Origin of the sequence: Alcanivorax sp. P2S70, from assembly GCF_000475295.1 — a bacterium.
In the GTDB taxonomy this organism is placed as follows: Bacteria; Pseudomonadota; Gammaproteobacteria; order Pseudomonadales; family Alcanivoracaceae; genus Alcanivorax; species Alcanivorax profundi.
The window spans coordinates 216,491-233,494 of record NZ_AXBZ01000034.1 but is presented as its reverse complement, the minus strand read 5'-3'; the positions used below and the strand labels follow the sequence as shown (position 1 = coordinate 233,494).

The 17,004-nt window shown below is 54.8% G+C and carries 16 protein-coding genes; 8 read left to right on the top strand and 8 right to left on the bottom strand.

From position 1 onward, the window contains the following. Positions 1 to 252: 252 nt before the first annotated feature. The gene (locus Q672_RS33835; RefSeq protein ID WP_022985880.1) at positions 253 to 909 is read left to right on the top strand and encodes a hypothetical protein; all 657 of its coding nucleotides are present in this window, start codon (positions 253 to 255) and stop codon (positions 907 to 909) included. Between the two features lie 264 nt (positions 910 to 1,173). On the opposite strand, the gene Q672_RS34145 is transcribed toward Q672_RS33835, so the two are convergent. Continuing rightward, positions 1,174 to 2,157, bottom strand: a complete 984-nt coding sequence (locus Q672_RS34145) for a competence protein CoiA family protein (RefSeq protein WP_152521834.1) — start codon at positions 2,155 to 2,157, stop codon at positions 1,174 to 1,176. Between the two features lie 205 nt (positions 2,158 to 2,362). On the opposite strand from Q672_RS34145, the gene Q672_RS28285 reads away from it, so the two are divergent. Next, a complete protein-coding gene (locus tag Q672_RS28285; RefSeq protein WP_022985878.1) occupies positions 2,363 to 3,340 on the top strand; it encodes a transposase in 978 nt (325 codons plus the stop codon). Positions 3,341 to 3,476: 136 nt separating this feature from the next. Here the strand turns inward: Q672_RS28285 and Q672_RS28280 are convergent, their stop codons facing one another. Continuing rightward, positions 3,477 to 4,820 (bottom strand): metal-dependent hydrolase family protein, encoded by a 1,344-nt coding sequence (locus tag Q672_RS28280; RefSeq protein ID WP_031226663.1) that lies wholly within the window; start codon positions 4,818 to 4,820, stop codon positions 3,477 to 3,479. Positions 4,821 to 5,079: 259 nt separating this feature from the next. Here Q672_RS28280 and Q672_RS34140 point away from each other — a divergent pair, with 259 nt between their 5' ends. Both Q672_RS34140 and Q672_RS28275 read left to right on the top strand, forming a co-directional pair. Beyond that, positions 5,080 to 5,325: a hypothetical protein gene (locus tag Q672_RS34140; protein WP_152521833.1), complete on the top strand. Its 246-nt coding sequence runs from the start codon at positions 5,080 to 5,082 to the stop codon at positions 5,323 to 5,325. A gap of 79 nt (positions 5,326 to 5,404) precedes the next feature. Continuing rightward, positions 5,405 to 5,944 carry a hypothetical protein gene (locus tag Q672_RS28275; protein ID WP_022985875.1) on the top strand — a complete coding sequence of 180 codons (540 nt, stop codon included), beginning with the start codon at positions 5,405 to 5,407 and terminating at the stop codon, positions 5,942 to 5,944. A gap of 144 nt (positions 5,945 to 6,088) precedes the next feature. On the opposite strand, the gene Q672_RS28270 is transcribed toward Q672_RS28275, so the two are convergent. The 5 genes from Q672_RS28270 to Q672_RS28250 all read right to left on the bottom strand — a co-directional run bounded on the left by Q672_RS28270 (position 6,089) and on the right by Q672_RS28250 (position 11,281). Continuing rightward, the gene (locus Q672_RS28270; protein WP_022985874.1) at positions 6,089 to 7,324 is read right to left on the bottom strand and encodes an MFS transporter; all 1,236 of its coding nucleotides are present in this window, start codon (positions 7,322 to 7,324) and stop codon (positions 6,089 to 6,091) included. A gap of 168 nt (positions 7,325 to 7,492) precedes the next feature. Then, a complete protein-coding gene (locus Q672_RS28265) occupies positions 7,493 to 7,837 on the bottom strand; it encodes a hypothetical protein (protein WP_022985873.1) in 345 nt (114 codons plus the stop codon). A 99-nt stretch (positions 7,838 to 7,936) separates the two neighbouring features. After that, entirely contained in the window at positions 7,937 to 8,737 is an 801-nt protein-coding gene (locus Q672_RS28260; protein ID WP_022985872.1) for an SDR family NAD(P)-dependent oxidoreductase, read from the bottom strand. 310 nt (positions 8,738 to 9,047) lie between these two features. Further along, on the bottom strand, positions 9,048 to 10,544 hold the full coding sequence (locus Q672_RS28255) for a patatin-like phospholipase family protein (RefSeq protein WP_031226661.1): 1,497 nt from the start codon (positions 10,542 to 10,544) through the stop codon (positions 9,048 to 9,050). Positions 10,545 to 10,594: 50 nt separating this feature from the next. Then, entirely contained in the window at positions 10,595 to 11,281 is a 687-nt protein-coding gene (locus Q672_RS28250; RefSeq protein WP_022985870.1) for a TetR/AcrR family transcriptional regulator, read from the bottom strand. Positions 11,282 to 11,405: 124 nt separating this feature from the next. Here Q672_RS28250 and Q672_RS28245 point away from each other — a divergent pair, with 124 nt between their 5' ends. The 3 genes from Q672_RS28245 (at position 11,406) to Q672_RS28235 (ending at position 15,103) form a co-directional block, all read left to right on the top strand. Next, complete coding sequence (locus Q672_RS28245; RefSeq protein ID WP_022985869.1) at positions 11,406 to 12,893, top strand: carotenoid oxygenase family protein; 1,488 nt, start codon at positions 11,406 to 11,408, stop codon at positions 12,891 to 12,893. 149 nt (positions 12,894 to 13,042) lie between these two features. Further along, a complete protein-coding gene (locus Q672_RS28240) occupies positions 13,043 to 14,269 on the top strand; it encodes a saccharopine dehydrogenase family protein (protein ID WP_022985868.1) in 1,227 nt (408 codons plus the stop codon). A 114-nt stretch (positions 14,270 to 14,383) separates the two neighbouring features. Then, positions 14,384 to 15,103 carry a tellurite resistance TerB family protein gene (locus tag Q672_RS28235; protein WP_022985867.1) on the top strand — a complete coding sequence of 240 codons (720 nt, stop codon included), beginning with the start codon at positions 14,384 to 14,386 and terminating at the stop codon, positions 15,101 to 15,103. Positions 15,104 to 15,121: 18 nt separating this feature from the next. On the opposite strand, the gene Q672_RS28230 is transcribed toward Q672_RS28235, so the two are convergent. Then, positions 15,122 to 16,198 (bottom strand): MBL fold metallo-hydrolase, encoded by a 1,077-nt coding sequence (locus tag Q672_RS28230; RefSeq protein WP_022985866.1) that lies wholly within the window; start codon positions 16,196 to 16,198, stop codon positions 15,122 to 15,124. A 150-nt stretch (positions 16,199 to 16,348) separates the two neighbouring features. On the opposite strand from Q672_RS28230, the gene Q672_RS28225 reads away from it, so the two are divergent. After that, positions 16,349 to 16,960 carry a TetR/AcrR family transcriptional regulator gene (locus Q672_RS28225; protein WP_031226656.1) on the top strand — a complete coding sequence of 204 codons (612 nt, stop codon included), beginning with the start codon at positions 16,349 to 16,351 and terminating at the stop codon, positions 16,958 to 16,960. Positions 16,961 to 17,004 lie beyond the last annotated feature (44 nt).

The following is a 17,004-nucleotide window of genomic DNA, read 5'->3' as shown; positions in this document are numbered from 1 at the left end:
CAAGCTAATCGGGGACACGCATGAATTCGTTCCTTCCTCTCTCCCCCTCTCTCATGAGGGGTTGCGTAATTCTGTGAATTTGATTAGCTTCGGCGTATGGAGTCGTACGCCTCAGGTGTGAGCGCCCGAAAAGACGATGCTTAGCTAAGTTCCACCCTCTCCGAACGGTAAATCTAAATTAAACCGCTGGCAGGATGTGATGAACGCTCACGACATTCGATAAAGTACAGCGGGTTAATGGAGATTTACGCCATGAATCCTGATTTGCCCAAAATTTGCGCCGATTCTCTTCGCAATGATGTGAGGGAGAAATACGGTGTCAAACTAAAAGCTTCTCACGCACATGAATTAGTAGCTGCATATTTCGGTTACAAGTCCCGAAATGCGATGCTCGCTGACTGTGTATACCCAATCTCTAAGCTTCCTCAGGCTGAATTTGTCGTGATGACTCCCGGTTCATTTATAGATGAGCGGAGACGAAATCTCGAAGGGATAGCGGAAGACCTGCCTGACAGCTACGTCTTGGGAGAGGCTGTATACACAGCTTTATTTGCGAATAATCTCTGGGATAGTGCAGCGCCCCCGTACAGAAGCTTTAGGTCACTGGCTGCTGTTCTTCATGACAATAATGAAGCATTTCGGAGTCTCTTCAAGCTGTCTCCAAAAGGCTCAATGCATCATGTTGTCGCGCAATCAATTTTGAAGGATGAAGTGATTCTGACTGTATTCCATACCCATGGAATGCCGACAGATGAAAGCATGGTGGATGGAAAAACAGTCATTCGCCTACAGCGCTCAGCCGGTAAGGTTGGCTATGGATCTGCAGCAATGTCTCCACCGGAGAAGTGGGCGGCTGGGGCGAGACGCTCATTAAGATCACTGGGAATTTCCCCTCTCAAGAGCCAGTGATCGATCTGGGCTCAGGTCTTGCCCTGTGCGCTTGAGTGCATAGGGAAAGACCTGAGCCCATAAACTACCAATACAAATAGGCTGTATTAGTTTGACGGTGCCGTGGCCCTCTGCAGTTGCAGGTAGCGGCTGGGGTCATACCGACTGCAAAGCAGCAAAGCAACGCTATACATGGAGGCCTAATCGGGGACACGCATGAATTGGGGGATGTTATGGACGTCGCTTCTGGTTGAAGTAGTATAAAATAAGGTTTTTATCGTGAAATTATAATTTTTGTCCAGATCTGTATTTTTGATAAAGCGCTAGAAGATCATTCTCTGTAGGCCATTGCTTTTCGTGGGCTTTTTTCCTGTGGCGATTAAGAATAAACATCAATGTTGATATTGCATTGTTTCTATTGCCGCGTTCATAATTTTCTATTGTCTTTAAAAGCGAAGGGTAAAAGTAAGGCGCTTTTTTTATGTCTGCGTTCAGTTTCTCTCTAGAGAGTTTTTCCGCTTGTTCATTTTGTAATGATATTGTGTGGGCGTCATAAGCGAACTTATCAGCTTCGAAAGTTTTGTTCATGATTTTATTTTTGGCTTCATTTTCCTTCTGCCGCTGCTCGTTTTCTATATCCTCTTGAACTTCTGAAAGGCATTCTAAAGGGTGTCGAATCCAGTGTTTGAATCTCTGACAATCACTGACAAATAATTGTTCCGCTTGTTTAAGTATGCCATTTTTAAGTCGAGAATGGTGATCAATATTTTGCTCTAGTGACTGGATTGAAAAATCAATGAATCCCGATTTGCTGTTGCTAATTAAATCATAATGTTGATGAGGGTTGGTTCTATTATTGTAAGAAAAATAGATATGAAGCGTGAAGCCGCCAACGTTAGTCATTATATCGTAATTGGCAACATCCGAAGGGTGCCATTCTAATCCCGTAAGCTCTGTAGATGGCTTGTTGTATCGTTGAGTTAGCCAAATCGGAGGGGTTGTGAAGTTGGGGAGAAGCTCATTGACTGCGCAATCAACAATAAACTGGCGGCAGCACGCCCAAAATGAAATTAAACACTCTTGATCTGGTTGATGAGCTGGATGGCTATCATGACTAAAATGCCATTCATTCCTATTCCCATGGCGAGCGATAACGCTTTGATGACAGGATGGACATACGCAGTTGCAAGCGCGACCAGACTTCACATCTGAAATCTCGCATAATCTTCCAAGGTCCATGCTGAAAGCAAAAGGAATTTTTACAGCCATATCATTTATACAGTAGTGAACTAATATAGATGGTAAGCATTGTAGACTAGTCGAGCGCGAAGAGTAGGAATCGCAGTGGAATCGAGACGGAATCGAGGACACGCATGAATTGGGGAATGTCCTACGCCGTTTGTGGCTAGTCTCTGATGTAGGTTGGTTCGAATAGTCAGTAGTGTTGGGTGATGGATAAGCAAGGAGGCTTGTCATGACCCGAGCGCGTTATAGCCAGGTGTCTCTGGATTCCACGTCTTACTATCACTGTATCTGCCGTTGTGTGCGGCGGGCCTTTCTGTGTGGCCAGGATCATTATTCTGGTCAGGATTATGAGCATCGCCGCCAGTGGGTGGTGGATCGCCTTGCGGTTCTTGGTGAGGTGTTTGCCATTGATCTGTGTGCCTATGCGGTGATGTCCAATCACTACCATGTAGTCCTTCGTATTAACCAGAAGAAAGCCTTGAGCTGGTCTGATCAGGAAGTGGCAGAGCGGTGGATGCAGCTATTCAGCGGGCCGTTGATCGTCAAGCGTTGGCTCAAGGGTGAGACTGAAGCGGCAGAAAATCTTAAGGCTGAAGAAATCATTCAGAGCTGGAGGGAGCGCCTGTATGACCTAGGGTGGTTCATGAAGTGTCTGAATGAGTATCTGGCCCGTAAGGCCAATGAGGAAGACTGTTGCAAGGGCCGGTTCTGGGAAAGCCGCTATAAGTGCCAGGCCCTGCTAGATGAAAAGGCGGTGCTGCAGTGTATGGCCTATGTAGATCTTAACCCGGTGCGGGCGGCTATGGCAGAAACGCCTGAGGCGTCCGATTACACCTCGATTCAGCAGCGATCAGAAGACGTTAGGTCAGAATCTGAAGACAACCGAAAACCCGCGCTGCTGCCAATGGTGGATGCCAATACAACGGAGGTAGAGGATGACAATACGCTATGCCGATTTAGGTTGATGGATTATCTGGAGCTTGTGGATAGCACAGGCAGAGCTGTGCGGGACGACAAACGCGGCGCTATTTCGTCACGTGCAGCGGGAGTACTTGATCGTTTAAGCATTGATGAAAGGGCCTGGTTGGCGCATATGAGGCCCAGAAAGCAACGGCTACCTGTTGCTGTTGGGGCGTTGAATCGGTTGAAAGAGTATGCACAGATGACAGGCCGGAAATGGGTTGCCGGTCAGAGCTTGATGGCATGAAGCGATTCCAGGCTTTACCCGCTAAGGGGCTGAGCCAAGGGGATAGAGGGGCAGATTTGGCTCGCCCAGCTAGATCTGAGTACAGGGCCTGCTTAATGAATCTTGCAAGCCCAGCTGCGGTATTCTTGAGGCTCCGCTAATTCAGTTGGTTTTTGTAAACCACACCGTCTTTCATGATGAAATCGAAATGTGTTTGTGGGTCTGCTACCAGAGACAGATCCTCGAGCGGATTGCCGTTGACGAGGATCAAGTCGGCATAGCTACCTTCCTCGATCACGCCAAGTTTGCCCTCTGGATAGGGGCTGCGGGGGCCGGAGAGAGCCAGCAGCTCACCGGCAGTGGAGGTAGCCTGGCGTAATGCTTCAACCGGAGTGAACCAGCGCTCCAGCTTGGCAAGCTGTTTTCCCTGTTTTTCGGCCAGTTGCGGATCAAACAGGGTATCAGTGCCAAATACGATTTTTACTCCCACTTTCTTGGCCAGTTGATAAACGCGGTCGGTGCCTTGGGTGACATCAATGTATTTTTTTCTGCTGAAAGAACCTTCAGGAAACGCGATGGCATCTTCGTCATCCAGAATGGGCTGCATACTGAGATAGGCCCCTTTCTTTTTCATTAGCCTAAGTGTTTTCTCGCTAAGCAGGTGCCCATGCTCAATGCTCATCACTCCGGCGTTAACAGCGCGTTGGGTCGCCTCGTCGGTAAAGGTGTGCGTAGCAACGTAAGTGTTCCAGTCTGCAGCGGCTGCGACTGCCGCGCGGGTCTCTTCATCCGTGAATTGTGTTACGTCGAGTGGATCGAACGATGAGGAGACGCCGCCGCCAGAGTTGATCTTGATTTGCGATGCCCCCATGCGCAGGGCTTCACGGGTGCGTTTAAGAACTTCGGGTACCCCATCGGCCACAATCACGTGGCCAATGCGTTCCATGTAAACCAGAGAATCATGGGAGTTTGCCGGAACCGCCGTGGAAGGGCGAAAATCGGTATGACCGGAGGTCTGGCTGATGGCCGGGCCGGAGGGAAAAATCCGTGGCCCCTGGTACAGACCAGAATCCGTCAAGGCTGCCAGCGAAAAGACATTCCCGCCCACATCCCGTACGGTGGTAAAGCCACGTAGTAACGCCTTTTCATTGCTTTTGGCACCAATCAGCAAGTGATACGCGTGATCGCTGGTAAGGCCTGTTTGCATAGGAATGCTGGCGTAAGCTGAGTGCCAGTGCATATCAATGAGGCCCGGAATCATGACCCGGCCTTTTCCATCGATTACGGTTGCCCCGTCGGTATCTGGCCGTTCTTTCGAAACAGTTTCGATAAGGTTGCCATTGATCATCACGTAGGCGTTCTCGAGCAGCGCTTCGTGACTGCCATCAAAAACATGGACATTGGTAATGAGTGTTTTGGATGAGGGGGTGGCGAATGCCGATGTAAAAAAAGCAAGGAAGGATAGCGCCAGGGCCGTCCATAGCAGAGAGGGCTTCATCATCGATCTCCATCACATTCATCATTGGATAACGGGGTTTCACAATACAAGAGCAGCATATTGCTGATCGAAAGATTGCACGTGGCCGGGCGGTTCGCAAGAGTTAAGGCTGAAGTAACCGTGCAGACGCCTGTATGGCCCTTAACCCGGTACGAGTGGCCATCGCGGAAACGCCCGAAGGTTTCGATTACTCCTCGATTCAGCAACGTTCCCAAAGTCTGGGGTCAGAAACCAAAGACAAGCGAAACCCGGGCTAGTACCAATGGTTGATACTAATAAAGTGGATAAGGATGATGACGACACGGTAAGCCGTTTCCGGTTGATGGATTATCTTGAACTTGTGGATAGTACTGGGTGTACTGTTCGTGATGAAAAGCGTAGCGGTATCTCATCGCGTACTGCAGGCGTACTGGAGCGTTTAGGCATTGATAGTGAGACCGGATTAAGAAACATGGTGCCGAGAAAGCAGCGAAAACCTGTGGCACTAGCAGCCTGGGCCTGGGGATAACGGATTGGGTATTGGGCGTCAATGCCGCCCTGGTTGGGTGATGAATTGCCAAAGAACGGAAAGTAAAAGGGGATAGGTTATGATTTCAGGGATGAAACGATTACGGAATATGCTCTGGCATGAGGTAAAAGAAATTTTGCCTGCCACAATATTTTTCCTGGCAGTATTCCATATGATATCAGTCACGAAATTGGCTGTGCTAGAACAGGTGGAGTTGAGTGTGTTGCGCACTTCCGCTGCCACGGTTGCTGCTCTGCTGGTTGCCAAGGCGATTCTGATTGTAGAAAAGATCAAGATATCTGAACTATTCAGAAAGGTGCTTTGGCATAACATTATTTGGAAAGCTTTTCTTTTTTATCTGGTGACCCTGATTTTTCATATAGCAGAAACCCTCATCAGCCAGTACCTGGAGAACGGTGGGCTGTCACTGAGTATGAAAACTATTCAGGAGTCAGAAACCCCAGCCTATTTCCTGGTGGTACAAATGTGGCTGGCGGTATCAATATTACTTTTTACTTCCTTGCGTGAAATTGTCGGCGCTGTAGGTTCAAAAGAAGTGCAAAGGTTACTGACAACACAAAAGGAGGTAGCGCTTCCTGCAGGAAGTAATCAGGCATGAGTAATCCGGGAGGCGCAAGTAAAGTGTGATGTTCGCACGGTTCAGGGTTGTTCTATGATGCCGTGTTGACTTCGGTTTTGCCCCGTGCGCTTTCGTGCAAGGGGCAAGACCTCGGCCCAAAAGAAACCTTACTAATTAGCTTTATTAACTCGACGGTGCCGGGGCCCTCTGCAGTTGCAGGTAGCGGCTGGGGTCATACCGACTGCATAGCAGCAAAGCAACGCTATACATCATCGCCAGTGCAAGCCAGGCGGCGCTGAAGCTACCGAGTTGATCGCGCACATAGCCCATGATTAACGGTGTAATCGCCGCCAGGCTATAGCCATACCCCTGTACTTTGCCGATTAATGAGCCTGCAAGCTGGGTATCCTGATGATGGTCCATGGTGACGATCATGATCATGGGAAACTGACCCCCAATCCCCAAGCCCAGCAAGGTGAGCGGTAGCAGTATGGAGGTTGTCAGTGAAAAATTGGCCAGCCAGATAAACCCGGATATAGACAGAATCAACACACTCAATAGTGCCTTCCTGCGATCCGTGCTCCCTGCCGCCCAGGCAGGAAAGAGCAGCCCGGCGATGACTTCAACGGCCGTGAGGTAGCCAAGAAACAGGCCGGATTGCGTGTTGCTGTAACCCAGGTCCACCAGAAAGGGAGGCAGCCAGGCCAGCACGCAGACATAACCGGCAGCGGCCATGCTGAACGTGGCCGTTAGAGAGACAAGTCGGCTCAAGCTAAGCTGCTTAACCTGGGGTTGTGCAATCAAGGATGAAGAAAAAGATCTTGCGTACCGCGCGGACCAGGGACGCCAGGCGACGAGCGCAATCATGGCCGGCAGTGCCCAGAAGGCCAGGGCGGCGCGCCAACTTTCCAGCCACTCGGCCAGATAGGGCGTCAGGCCTGCTGCAAGTGCGGCCCCAGCCATAATGGCACTCACGTAAATGCCCATTGTTTTGGCACCATCACGGGAGGAGGACTTGATCACGATGGGGAGTGTGGCCTGAATCACAGCAATCCCTGAACCCGACAGTAGTGCTGTAAGCAGGAGTGTCAGGGTGTTGAATCTGCCGGCATCAACGAGCCGCAGCAAGTTTGCGAGCAGCAAAAGCACGAGGGCAGCCTGGATCAGCTGCGGCAAGCTGATATAGCGCCGCAGCCATAAAGTCACGAAACAGCCGACCCCCATGGCAAACACCGGCAACAGTGTTAACCAGGCTACGCCACTGAAACTCAGTCCGGTATCGAGTTGAAGTTGGGTTACAACGGGTCCGATGGCGGCCAACGCAGGGCGAAGGTTCAGGCCAACGAGCACACAGATAATGGCAAGACTGAGCGCGGTGGGTCTTTTGACTGGGGTATGAGAGTGAATGTGCTTAGACATAAATGTACTTCCGGGTAATGAAGCCGGAAGCCATCTTAAAAGCTCAACCTAAGTTGAGGTCAAGGACTTAGCAGTCCTGCGTTATCTGCCATAAAACGCCCTAAATGTTGAGTGGGTTAACAGGGCGCAAGGACACGCAACAGGTCTATTCCTCTGGTGCCGTCTCTCTCATCGTTTTCCCGGAAGATGAGTCAGTTTCTCACCACACATAAAACAGAACTGCCGCTTGCCGCTGATTTTGTTATCGCAGCTCGGGCAATGTTGTGAGGCCGAGAGCTTGCCGTCGAGACTGCCATCACGAAGGTCGATTTCATGCATCTTGCTTGCGATCCGGGATTCTGAAACGCCGACTTCACGAAGAAGCTCAAGTGCTGCTGTTGCCATCAGCGCGATCGTATCTACTTTCTCGTTGAGTGTTTTGAGATGTTGCCGGTTGGCATTGGTTTCCGAGCCGGCTAGCTTGGCGGCGTATTCGTTATCGATGATCTTGTAATTTTGCAGAAAATCTTTCATCACTTTCCTTATGGTTTCAGGCTTCTTGTTACCCTTTAGGAGCGCCGTTATTACGCTCTGGGATCCGCTTCGTCACTATCAAGCGTATTGATGCAAAACTCAAACATACCTCACCGCGCCGCCATCCACCCGGATATTCTGCCCATTGATAAACCCTGCTCGCGGACTAGACAGAAACACCACCAGATCGGCGACCTCTTCGCGGGTGGCCAGACGCCCACAGGGATTGGGGAAATCATGTTGGACGATCGCATCTTGCAGTGAGATTTCGTCCAGATTCCAGCCTTTTTTCCTGGCGCGTAACTGATAGGCGTATTCCACCTCGGCCGTGTGGATCAGCCCCGGCGACACCGTGTTCACGGTAATGCCGGTGTGGCTTAGCTCCCGGGCCAGGCTGACCGAGGCGTTGGAGAGCGCGGCCTTGGCGCCGTAGTAGTGGGGCATGATGGCATTGGGTTGGTGGTCGCCAATGGTGCTCAGGTTGATGATGCGGCCCCACTGTTGTGCCTTCATGTGTGGGGTGCAGTGTTGAATCAGGCGCACGGCGCTGAGCAGGTTCACGTTGGTGGCTTCTATCCATTGTTCGGTGCTCAGGGAGTCCCACTTTCCCATCAGTGCGCTGCCGTAATTATTGATCAGGATATCCACCTGCAGGCCGTGCTCAGCCAGTTGCTCCATTACCTGATGCGCCCCTGCATCGGTAAGGATATCGCCAACCACTGGCACGATCTTCATCCCGGCATCGGCCATGGTACTCATGGCCTCATCCGCCTGCGTCTGGGTAAACGCATGCAGTGCCACAGTCGCGCCCTCCGCTGCCAGGGTGGTGGCGATGACATTGCCGGTACCGCGGTGGGCGCCGCTGACCAGGGCGGTTTTTCCGTTGAGATGAAGATCCATGATGGGGCTCTCTGTCTGACTGCTGTCAATTGTCTGCAGGCTCAAGAGTACAACATTAAGCACGCGATTATTGGTGATTCAGGGGGGGGGATAGTATCGGTGGATTGGGGGATCGCGCCGCGAGCGACGCTCCTACGGGAATGCCGGTGAGCTGTCGATTCAGCTATTTTCTCAAAGGATGAACGTTGTTTTCAGGATCCCGTGTTGTGCTTTTCGAAACGCGCGCTAAATCCCCGCCTCGCGGTCGCGAAGATCGCCATTCAAGCATGAGCTCCTACTACAGCAACGGGATTGAATCATCAGTGAAGCATCACGAATACAGGTGATGCTTCACGCTGGTTTGCGGCAGTGCTTCTTGTGTCAGCTCTTCCAGAATGCTGTCCAGGGTGTTGGAGATCATGGCAGCGTTCTTGATCATGGCGATCTTGGGGTAGACGTTTCTGCGCCCGGCCTGGATCAGGCCTTCTTCTTCGCCGTCCTTGAATTCAAACAGTGTGTGCCGCCATTTGAAGTCGCGTTTTTCCAGCAGGATATTGATGTCGCCCAGGTAGTTCTGATCGAGCATTTCTTTCACATAGGCCAGCTGCGCGCCGGTGAGCTGGCCGATGCGGCCACCACGCTCCAGCATCTTTTCTGCGTAGTCGAGCACTTCGCAGGCCATGCGCAGCCCGGACACCGACAGCGCATTACGAAACCCCTTGCGCTGGCGTGACTTGATGTCCCTGACAAAAGGCACCACCACCGGATTGATCAGGCTGACGATAAAATGGTTCACCCCGTACAGGCGAGACAGACGCCGGGCAGGAAGATCTCCGGAGACCGAGCCGTCCACCCAGCGGCGGCTGGCCAGGTAGGGGCGGGGTTTGCCGTCATAGCCTTTGGCATACAGGCGCTCGGCGGGGATCATGCCGGGGATGCTGCATGAGGCAGAAATGGCGGAACGGATATACACGTTGGGTGACGTGATGGCGTTCATCAAGCGCGAGTTCTGGTGTTTCTCCGCCGGTGAAATCGACACATTGATGTAGCGCCCGGTCTTTTCGTAGGCTTCTTGAAAAGTAAGGTTCATGGGCACGATTTCATCCAGTGCCTGTTCCTTGTGAAGCTTGGCTTCTTTTTCTGTGACGCGCCCCAGCACGGAATCCAGCAACGAGTTTTCTGCAAAACCTTCGTAGCGTTTACTGGAAAAATATTCGCGGCTTTTCAGCTCGTCGTTGGTGTAGAGGCCAAGTTGCCCTGACACCACGGCACCAGCGCTGGCCCCGGACAGCACGTTGGGCACCAGGTCGTGATTGACCAGTTCCTGCACCACACCGTGGTGAAAATAAATCAGCCCGGCGCCGCCAGATAGCAGTAAGGCAGAGCGACCATAGCAATGACTGGCGCGGCGGAAAAAATCCAGTTTTTCCAGATAGCTGATGTCGGCATCCGGGGCTTCACTGATACGCACCAACGATTCACAGATAAGCGACACATACTCATCGATCAGATGCTTGGTGCCGCTGCGGGCCCGGGTATAGAGAATCGGACGCCCCATGCCACCCATGTTGCCATGGACGCCTTCGTTCAGGGCGTAAAGCAGCTCCCGGTCGGCGCCTTCGCTGAGGAACTGTTTCAGCTTGTCTCGCCGGGTCTGGATTTCCACATAGTCGTACAGCGTGGTGCGGTGCGTTTCGCGCCACACATCGGCACCGGAATAAGCGTCGTGCTGCTGCGCCAGGTCGTACCAGTCCTGGTAACGGGTGGCGGCGCTCATGGCTTGGTCCAGGTTCTTCAGGTTCATGTCGGTTGGTGATGCATCATTCATGCCCATCAGTTTTCCCTGTGATTGAAAGCCCGTCATGAACGCGGGTGTCGTCAGCGGGAAGCAGAAAAACCGCTGACCAGAAACGAAACATTTCGCATGCCTTTGTCGACCAGACTGCCTTCGCAGTTGTATAGCAGAAACCAGCTTTGAAAGTGTCCGAGAAGATTGCTGAGAATGGCATCGACAATCACATCGGTATCGACCTTGCCCAGACTACCTTGCTGCCGTGCGGCCTCGAACAGCGGTTCTACCAGCGGGAGCAGCTGCGCCATTTTTTCCTGATAACTCTGACCGATTTCGGTAACCACATTACCGGCATCGCGAAGGATTAACAGACACAGTTCCCGGTTGGCTTCGCCGAAGCGAAGGAAAGACTCGGCGATATCCAGCAAACGATCCATGGCAGGTTTTTCCGTAGCGATGGCTTGCAAGGTCAGGACACCCAGATGCTGAAACACTTCGCGCACCATTTCCTGCAGCAGATTGTTCTTGCTGCCAAACAGTTTGTAGATGGTGGCCTTGCTGATACCGGTCTGGTTGGAGATCACCTGCACTTCGGTTTGATGAAATCCGTTGGCGGAAAACACTTGCTGGGCCGACGCCAGCACGGTGTCGCGCTTGCTTTGGGCGGGCTGACCCAGCCAGGTCATGTCCTGCAGGGAGGAGGGTGCTGCGGTGTTGGCTGCCATGGGAATGCGTTGACCTTTTTCTGCGTTGTGGCGATTGCGGATTTGCATTTGCGTTGCCGTGAGCATAGCGTAGCAGAAACTAAACGCGCGCGTTTAGTTGATGGTAGACATTCATATAAAAAGATATCTACACCTGCCGGATGCAGGCGGCACGGCAAACGTGGAGGCCAACATGAACAGCAAGGCAAGGCTGGTGGAACACCAGCATGGCAAGCCAATGGTCACTCATCATGGCGGGTTCGAATCGCTGGAAGAGGAACTGGACTACACCGTTCCCCTGGATCAGGTGAAAGGCACAATCCCCGAGGCGGTGAGCGGCACCTTCTTCCGCATTGGGCCGGGCCGTAACAAGATTGGCGGTGAGGAGTTTGGCCACTGGTTTGATGGCGATGGCATGTTGCACTCGGTGTCGTTCACGGACGGGGGCGTGGTGTATCGCAACCGCTATGTGCGCACCCCCAAGTACCTGGCCGAGACCCGCGCCAACAAGATCGTCAAACGCAGTTTTGGTCACAACGCGCCGGGGGGCATTCGCAAGAATATTGGCCGCCTGCCTGCGAACTGTGCCAACACCAATCTGGTCTACCACGGCGGCAAGTTGCTCGCGCTATGGGAAGGAGGCCGCCCCTGGCAACTGGACCCGGCGACGCTGGATACCATCGGCGAGCACGATTACGACGGCAAGCTGGGCAAGTTCAATGCGTTCAGTGCCCACGGCAAGGTGAACCCGCGCACCGGGGTGTATTACAACTTTGGCATTCGCCCTTCGTTTACGCCCAAGGGGGCACTGACCGGTAAGGGCGCCATTGATCTTTACAAGATTGCGCCGTCTGGGCACCTGGTAGAAAAGGGATCGTTCGAGGTGGATTTTCTGAGTTTCTGTCACGACTTTGCGCTGACAGAAAACTACATGATTTTCTTCCAGTCTCCCATCGCCATGAAGTCGCCGGTGCCGTGGTTGGCCGGCTTGATTCCGTTTGATCAGGCGATTGCATGGCGACCGGAACTGGGCATGAAAATCTATGTGGTGCGCACCCGGGATTTTCAGGTGGAAACGGTATTCACCGTGGACAACCCGTTTGTGGCGATTCACTTTTCCAACGCCTGGGAAGATGAGAGCGGCAATATTCAGGTAGATCTGACCCGCTTTGAAGATTTTTCCGTCAACGAATTATTGCGCGATGTGTTCCACAGCAAAGGCGATTCGTTCTCCGGCACGTTCTGGCGCTATGCGTTGAATGTGAAGACCGGCGCCATGGACGCGACGTGTTATGAGCAAGCCCTGTGCGGGGAATTTCCGCAGTGGGATCACCGCTATTCTACGCAGCCCACATCGGTCATGTATGCGGCCTGCATGATGACTGATCACTCCATTTTTTTTGACGGGGTGGAACGCATTGAACTGGAGACCGGCACGGTCACCAGCCATTCCCTGGGCGAAGGCCGGTATACCTCTGAAGCCATGCATGTGGCGCCACGTGATGGGGATGACAACCAGGAAGGCTGGCTGGTGAGTATGGTGTACGACGCACGCGACCACACCAGTGAAGTGGTGATCTTTGATGCTCGCACGCTGGAGGAAGTCGCGGTGGTGCCGCTGAAGAATCATGTGCCTTTTGGTTTTCACTGCGGGTATAGCCCGAGGTCGTTTGTTAAATAAGAGTCGGATGTCGGAGGTCTGACGTCGGACGCAACACCCGGAACGGAAAAGAGCGAGGGGTGTTGCTTTTAGCGTCAGACTTCCGACGTCAGACGTCCGACCGCAACCCCGATGAAATAAAACGCGAAACCTTCTCAATGAGTAAAGCCGTGATCCAAAAATCCCAGCACGAATTCGATGTAGTCCTCTACGGGGCCACCAGTTTTGTGGGCCGCTTTGTCGCAGCGCATTTGTTTGAACGTCAGCAACACGACCCCACGTTGCGCATCGCTCTTGCCGGACGCAGTGACCGCAAATTGCAGGCGCTAAAACACGCGCTGGGCATGGCAGACCTGCCAGTGATCCTGGCGGATGCTGCCGACGGTGATGCACTGGAAGCGATGACTCAGCGTACCAAGGTGGTCGCCAGCACGGTGGGCCCCTATGCCCGTTACGGTTCGGCACTGGTGGCGGCCTGTGCGCAAACCGGCACGGATTATTGTGACCTGACCGCGGAAATTGCGTGGATGCAACGGATGGTGGCGCAACATGGCGCCGCTGCCCATGCCAGCGGCGCGCGCATCGTACACAGTTGCGGGTTTGATTCCATTCCGTCGGATCTGGGCACCTGGGTTTTGCAGCAGGAAGCGATAGCGCGTTTCGGCCAGCCTTGCCAGACCGTGCAGATGCGCGTGCTCAAGGCCAGCGGCGGGTTTAGTGGCGGTACGGTGGCGAGCCTTTCTGAGATGGTGGCGCAAGCCAGTGACGATGCACAGGTACGGGCCTCGACCCTCAATCCCTACGGGCTGGGTCACGACGGTGGCGAGGGGCCGCAGACAGATCGCACCTTGCCCCGTTACGACAAGACGTTGGGCCAGTGGAGCGCCCCGTTCCTGATGGGGCCGATCAATACCCGCGTAGTGCAGCGCAGCCATGCACTGGCGGGCCGGCCCTGGGGGGACGATTTCGTGTATGACGAAGCCATGGCCACGGGCCGCGGCCCGCTGGGGCTGGCGCTGGCGGCGGGTGTCACGGGGGCCTTGGGCAGCCTGATCGGGCTTGCCGCCTTGAAGCCTACCCGCCCGCTATTGAAAAAGGTGCTGCCCAAACCGGGCAAGGGTCCGAGCCTGAAGACCATCGAAAACGGGTTCTTCCACATGCGCGCCACCGGCACGACCCGTGATGGTCAGTCGCTGAGTGTCGATATCCATGGCGAGAAAGACCCGGGCTATGGGGCGACCTCGAAGATGCTCGGCGAGTCGGCCCTGTGCCTGGCGGCGGATAGCGACAATGGCCACGTGGGCGGCGGTTTCTGGACCCCGTCTACTGCCATGGGCTGCCGGCTGGTCGAGCGGCTGGCGGAGCATGCGGGGGTGCGAATTGTGCCGGCTGACTAGCCGGTGAGAGCAGCACGAAAAGGAACTTTTCAAGCGCGGCAGACTACCCGTTAAGCAGGAATTCATGTTGACCGTGTACATTCCGGATTCCTGTATTTGCCAAGGAGCGTGACCATGAACGCCATGTCGGTGCTTAACCAGATCTTCAATCAGTCGCAGGGTGGGCAATCCCGCCAGGGCGGAGGATCCGGGACAGACATCAACCAGATGTTGGGCAACCTGGGTAATCAACTGTCGGGTAGCCAGGGTAGCAGCGGTATTGATGTGAAAAGCCTGCTCGGTGGCGGCGCGCTGGGCCTGATGCTGGGCTCCAAACGGGGCCGCAAGATGGGTGGCAAGGCGCTGAAGTATGGCGCCCTGGCCGGTGTCGGTGTGTTGGCCTGGAAGGCCTACCAGAATTACCAGACCGGCAGCCAGGCTCAGGGGCAGCCTGCCGCGGCACAACAGGGTCAGCCGCTGGATCAGCTGCAAGGCGCAGATCAGGAGCGCCGGGGCCTGGAAATCCTGCAGGCGATGATCATGGCCGCCCGTGCCGATGGTCACATTGATGCCAATGAACGTGCCCTGCTGACTCGGGAAATCGAGCAACTTGGCGCCGATGACGAACTGCATGCCTGGATACAGTCCCAGTTCGATGCACCCCTGGATGCCAGTGCGCTGGCGGCCATGGCCGATTCTCCCCAGGCCGCTCGCGAAATCTATCTGGTCAGTGTGGTGATGGTGGACGAGCAGAACCCCATGGAACGCGCCTGGCTGGACCAGCTCGCCTCTGCCCTGACGTTGGACGCAGGGCTGGCCGCTGAGCTGGAACAGCAGGTGCTGGCGCCGCGCTGAGGCCTGTGCAGCGTGTGATTAACGCTGACGGGCCTTGAGGGCGGCGGCGTCCTGTTCGGCCCCGGCGAGAGCGGCTTCCAGCAAGGCGGGTTCCGCTTCGTCGCGCCACCAGAAAGCGGTTTTGCCTGGCTGTTGCACGGTCACCTGGGTGCCCATGATGGGGGTCAGCAGGGTGACATTACGTTCCCAGGCTGCGGCGGCGGCTCGCTCCAGAGGTTCAAACCAGTCATGCAGCGCCAGATCGAATGTGCTGTTGTGGATGGGGAGCATGGCGCGGCCCTTGAGATCAAGATGCGCCTGTACGCTCTGTTCCGGCAGCATATGCACCTTGCTCCACAACAGGTTATAGGCGCCGGTTTCGATCAGGGTCAGGTCAAAGGGCCCCAGCCGTTCGCCGATTTCCCGGAAGCCCCCGAAGTAACCGCTGTCGCCACTGAAGAACAGGTTGCCACCCTGTCCCTTGATCGCCCAGCTGGCCCACAGGGTTTCATCCCGGTCGGAAAGGCCGCGGCCGGAAAAATGCTGGGCCGGTGTGGCGGTAAACTGCAGGCTGGCAATCCGGTGGGACTGCCACCAGTCCAGCTCGACGATCTTGTCGTCGGCAATGCCCCAACGGCGCAGGTGATTGCCCACTTTCAGCGGTACCAGATAGGTGCCGACCTTGTTGTCCAGCGCCAGCAAGCTGTCGCGATCAAGGTGATCATAGTGGTCGTGGCTGATGACCACGGCGGTAATGGCGGGCAGGTCGTCGAGCGCAAAGGGCAGGGGGTGAAACCGTTTCGGGCCGGCCCACTGCACTGGTGAGGCGCGGTCACTGAAGACCGGATCGGTCAGCACGGTGTGGCCGTCCAGCTGGATCAGAATGCTGGAGTGGCCCAGCCGATACACGGTGGCCTGGTCGCCGGGCGCAGACAGTTCACCCGCCGGGATCTGGCGCAGTGGCAGCGGGGCGGTGGGGCTGGGAGCCTTGCGCTCGGTGCGCAGGTACATCTTGGCGATTTCCCACAGGTTGCTGGCGGCGGCGCTGCCGGCCATACCGGTGTTATAGAACTTCTGCTCCGGTGTGGAGCAGGCCTTGAACAGACTCACTGCCATAACGAGGACTCCTGCAAATACCAGCCAGCGTATTTTCATGACGCACCAATAAAGTAAACTATACGGTGTAGTGTATATGGGTTTTGGGAAAAGTAAACTGCTTAGTGTAAAATGCGCTCCGACCCGGATTGCCTGGACAGTGAATCGACCATGACCGAACACAAACCGACCCGAAGCGAACTGAAGCGCCAGGCCATCCTGCAGGCGGCCCGTGATGCGTTTCAGGAGCGCGGGGTGCACAGCACCAGCATGGACGAGCTGGCCGCGTTGGCGTCGGTGTCCAAGCGCACGGTGTATAACCACTTTGCCAGCAAGGAAGCGCTGATCATGGCGCTGATGACCGAGCTGTGGCAGCAGGCCACCCTGCATGAAGGGCGCGACTACGAGCCCGGTGTGGCGCTGCATCCGCAACTGTGTGATTTGCTCGAGTCGGAAATCGAGGTGATCTGCAGTCAGGAATACATCGAGCTCAACCGGGTGGCGTTCGACCATTTTCTGCATCAGCCGCAGGCGCTGCGTGAACAGGTGGAAAAACTGTCTGCCCATGAGCCGGCCACTCGCCGCTGGATTCGGGCCGCGGTGGCCGACGGTCGCCTGGCAGAACTGGATGACGAGATCGCCAGCCAGCAACTCCATAACCTGATCAAGGGCAGCTGCTTCTGGCCGCAGTTGATGCAGATTGCCCCTTTGCTTGGCGCCCAGGAGCGGCACGATCTGGCGTCGCGCACGGCGGCGTTATTTTTGAGCCACTATCAGGCCTGAGCGCCGTCTTGCGGTATTAACCCAATGCATGCTTCCCCATGCGT